The organism is Nitratidesulfovibrio liaohensis, from assembly GCF_011682075.1.
GTDB lineage: Bacteria > Desulfobacterota > Desulfovibrionia > Desulfovibrionales > Desulfovibrionaceae > Cupidesulfovibrio > Cupidesulfovibrio liaohensis.
Map to the genome: position 1 here is coordinate 1 of NZ_VSMK01000450.1, position 2,110 is coordinate 2,110.

Annotated in this window: 2 protein-coding genes and 1 pseudogene; all 3 read right to left on the reverse strand. The window is 67.1% G+C overall.

What is annotated here, in order from left to right:
- On the reverse strand, positions 1-531 hold a 531-nt coding region (locus tag FVW27_RS14050), incomplete at its 3' end, for a hypothetical protein (protein ID WP_208294802.1).
- 284 nt (positions 532-815) lie between these two features.
- Complete coding sequence (locus FVW27_RS14055) at positions 816-1,475, reverse strand: histidinol phosphate phosphatase domain-containing protein (RefSeq protein ID WP_167126207.1); 660 nt, start codon at positions 1,473-1,475, stop codon at positions 816-818.
- A gap of 393 nt (positions 1,476-1,868) precedes the next feature.
- Positions 1,869-2,110 (reverse strand): annotated as a pseudogene (locus FVW27_RS14060) (bifunctional nuclease family protein); the annotation flags it as partial.

Genomic DNA, 2,110 nt, shown 5'->3' on the forward strand with positions numbered 1-2,110 from the left:
GGGCGGGGGCGCATCGGGCGCCAGATCGTCGCCCGCGCCAATGCTGGCTGCGCGTCCCGTCCTGCTGGCCGGGTCGGGCCTGCCAGCCATGCTGGCAAGATCGGCAAGCCCGGCCAGGGCGGTACGCCCGGCGTCATGGGCCGTGGCCAGCGCCGCGCCCAGGCCGAAGCCGGTTGCGGGCATGCCGTAGTGCGTTTCGCGGTCGTGCACGGTGCCGCAGGTGGCGCATTGCCACGTGCCTTCATGCGCGGTCAGGCGAACCAGAACGCCATCCCGGTTGTAGCAGCTTTGGCAGAACGGCCCCTGCTTGATGTTGCCGGTGATGAGCCAATAGCAGAACCCGTCAAAGACAAGATTGCGCGACAGGTAGAGGATGTCCTCGAATTCCTGCACCTGCATTTTCAGCATGGTGTTTTCGTCGCACAGGGAAACGTAACGCGACTGCATTTCCATCAGTACGTGCCGCGCTTCCTCGGTCTTGCCTTTCATGAACAGGTCGTGAATTTCCTTGAATCTGTAATAGTCGAGCATGGCCGCACCTCTGCGGGATGGGGAACCGGCGACCGGTCAGCCGCGGTACATGGTTCCCATCGGCAGTTCGGGGCGGAACTTTAGGCCGGGGTGCGTTGCCGCATGCGGGGGGGGCGGAAGCGTGAAGTGGAACAGCCCCAGGGGCTTTCTCCAAATTAGGATTTTTGTTCGTTGGCAAGGAAAACGAGCCTGCCATGAGGGAGCATACTCTTGCTGTATTCGACTGATATGGCAGGTGAAGTTTGACGTAGCCAACGGACAAAAAGACAATTTGGGGCCAGTCCCTAGCGGGCGGCGCGCACCAACCGCTCCACCAACTGGCGCTGGGTCTGCTCGGCGGCTTCGATTTCCGCCGGGGCAAGGCCCGCGCCCAGAGCCACGGCGCGGCGCTTTTCGGCGGAGACGAAGTCTTCCTTGCGGTGGGCGTCGTTGTTGATGACCAGCCGGGCACCCGCGGCGCGCGCGGTGATGGCCACATGGCCGTTGGACAGCGCGTGCGAGGGGCGGGTGGTTATTTCCAGCAGTACGCCGCGCTCGGCGGCGTAGGCGGCGTCTTCCGCGGTGAGCAGGCCGGGGTGGGCCAGCACGTCCGCCCCGCCTTCGATGGCGGCAAGATTGGTGCCCGTCTCCACCACGTCGGCCAGCGACTGGCCGTGCACCACCACCAGTTGCGCACCCAGCGCCCGCGCCTCCTTGATGGCGTCGGGAATGAGGGCAGGGGGCACGTGGGTCAGTTCCACCCCGGCAAAGACCTCTATGCCCGCGTACAGCCCGTACTGGCGAGCCATGGGCAGCACCTGGCGCAGGATGAGGTCCATGTTCGATCCGTCGGCATGGTCTGTGAGGGCCACGGCGCGATACCCGGCAAGGCGCGCGAAGCGCACGGCGGTGGCGGGCGTCATGGAGGAGTCGCTGAAGCAGGTGTGCACGTGCAGGTCGATCATGGGGTGGCTCCGGAGGTGGGCGCGGGGATACCGGCGGGGCGGGCATCCGCCGCGTGCCGTGCGGTTCTGTGCGGTCGCGTGAGAAATGGTGGGCCACCGGTACACCACGGGCACAACGGACGCAACCCGCTGCCCGGTGCGTCGAACGGGTGCAGGCGCCGGAATTCGTGGTGAAAGCGGGGGGCAGAAGGCTGCGGAAAGACTCGGGAAACCAGGCGGTAACGCGTCCGCCGCCGAGAACGGTCATCCCGGGGAAACGGCCTGGCGGCACACGAACGCCAGACCCCGGCGGAACGCCGGATGGCCCTGATCGCAAATGACGGCCCGCACGGCCAGATGGCCCGGATTGCCCAGAGCGCAATGACGGGCCCGTGGCGCCAGGCACCAGCCGCGCTACATGCGGTACTTGGTTTCCGGGTCCAGCGAGCGCAGCAACTCCGCCAACTGCTCTTCCAGATCGTGCGGGTCGCGCGGGCGGCCCGCTGCCTGGTCTGCCGGCTGGCCGGTGTCTTGATTCGCGGCGTGCTGCTCTTCCACGGCCTCGCGGACGCGGGAAATCTGTTCCACGTTGATGGGGCTGCCCGCTTCGCCGTCGGCCCAGGGCGGCTGGCCCGCCCTGCGGCGCACGTCGCGCC